Source organism: Mangrovibacterium sp. (assembly GCF_059905295.1).
Genome location: NZ_JBZQJF010000244.1, coordinates 1 through 2,239 on the forward strand (window position 1 = coordinate 1; position 2,239 = coordinate 2,239).

The 2,239-nt window shown below is 47.0% G+C and carries 1 protein-coding gene; it reads right to left on the reverse strand.

What is annotated here, in order from left to right:
- Nucleotides 1-485: 485 nt before the first annotated feature.
- On the reverse strand, nucleotides 486-2,239 hold a 1,754-nt coding region (locus AC37HE_RS12720), incomplete at its 5' end, for an aceric acid hydrolase (RefSeq protein WP_500783223.1).

Consider the following 2,239-nt stretch of genomic DNA (forward strand, 5'->3'; position numbering starts at 1 on the left):
CAAACCATATCAATGCTCTATTGGTGGCACCTAAGCAAATGTCCAAACCGCATCCAGGTTCTATTGGTGGCACTTGGACAAATGCTCAGATCTAAAAAGCATACCTGATTCCGAAGATTACCGCCAATGACGGGAGTAAAAGATTCCCCGAGCATCAGGTTGTCCTTGTTGTCCTTGTTATCTGAAGTTGTCGGGTTGTCTCGAAACTCGAAACTTGAAAAACGATTATTGATTGCCGATTAGCGATTGAGAGAAGAGTAACGAGCAACAAGTAGTAAGAAACAACCAGTAACCAGTAACCAGTAACAAGCAGCAGCCCCTGGCTTCCGCAAGGGTACCTATAGCCGCAACTCGAAACTTGAAACTTGAAACTTGGAACTTGGAACTCCAAAGCGACTTTCAGGAAAAAAAGAAGCTTTGACCGAAACAAGTTTCAGCCAAAGCTCTACAAACAATCAATTATCAATCAAATAAACAAAAACTAACTATCTCTTTACCGGAATCCAGACACTCATCTCCCCTTTTCCCCGGTTATCCCAGGCGTAATAAGGAACAAATTTGAGTGGAATCCGCATTTCTTTTTCTTCCAGGTTCACGGGCTGGTACAATTTGTTTTTCCAGCTGGTGTCGGTCAATAAAACGCCTTCACCTTTCAGGCCAATCATTTTTGCACCATCAATTTCAATCGGCTCCGGTTTTAGCTCTTTCGCCGCATCAACAGCAACATTAAACACATCAACGCCTTTCGGTAAATCAGCTGTTTCCACGCAATACACTACGGGTCCGCGCTGCACAGCTACCAATCCCCGGTTGGCTTCCACCATCGGGTTAGTCTCCATCAGCTGCACCGGCATGGGCATATTCAAACTGATTTGATCGCCCTTTTTCCATTTGCGCGTAACAGCCACATAAGTTCCAGGTTGAGCGTCGGTTGCTACCGGTTCTCCATTCACCTTTAATTCTGCGCCCTTACACCAGGCCGGAATACGCAGGTGAACGGTCATATCTTTTTTCAATGTTTTTTGCACAGTCAAAGCAACCGCTCCATCCCAGGGATAATCTGTTTGCTGGCTCAGTTGAAGGGCGTCCCCGTCTTCCATCGTTGTATTCAAATCATTTCCACCATAGAAATTCACAAACAAACCATCTTTCGACAAGCTGTACATGTAATTACTGATTTCGGCAACCGTACGAGCTGTATTCGGAGGACAACAGTTGCAGTAGGTGATATACGGCTCACGATCTTTGGACCAACGAAGCTTGTGCGAAACCTGGTCGGCCACCGCCAAAGGGTTAGCATAGAAATGACGAATACCATCGAGGCTTACCGCCCCCAGCAAGCTGTTATACATGACTCGTTCCATCACATCGGCATATTTGGCATCGGCAGTAACCTGCAGCATTCGCCAGTTCCAAAGCAAGTTGCCAATATTGGCGCACGACTCATTATGAGCAGTCAGGTTGGGCAACTCGTAATCCTCTCCGTAAGCCTGATGCACCTGCTGAATCGAAGCTTGATCGTAGGTCGTGCCGTTTGGCGAAACCCCATCGTACAAGGCACCACATGCACCTGTGATATATAGCTTGTTTTCAACCAAATCATGCCAGATGGAATCCAATGCAGTCATCAACGATTGGTCGCCTGTTTCGGCATATACATCGGCAGCACCGGCATACAGATAGTTGGCGCGTACGGCATGGCCCACCGCCTTGGTTTGCTCGCGGAAAGGAATGCGATCCTGATTATGATCGTGCCCATGTTCTACCTGGTCACGAATATCAATCAGACCTTTTGCCAGCTCCAGGTAACGTGGGTCACCCAGCGTGCGGTACATTTCGGTAACGCCCATATAATGTGAAGGGCAAATGGCATTCTGCGCTAACTCATGCGCATGATTCTTATAATAGTTGTAAAGAAAATCGGTTGCTTTTATAGCAATGTCCAGCAAGTTTCTTTTTCCTGTCAGGCGATAATGCACACAGGCAGCTGTCATCAAGTGCCCCATGTTGTAGGTCTCGAAGTCCATTCGCTCGGCAAACTCTGCTTTTTTCTCAGGGTGCTCCCGCTCCTCAATCATCACCGGCGTATGAATGTACCCATCGGCACGTTGCGTCATACCAATCACCGTAATGATAGAATCGATCTTTTGGTTCAGAGCCTTGTCATTGTTTTCAGCTGCGATCACAATGGCTGCTTCCAACATTTTATAAAAGTCGCCATCGTGAAACGGAGGTCCGA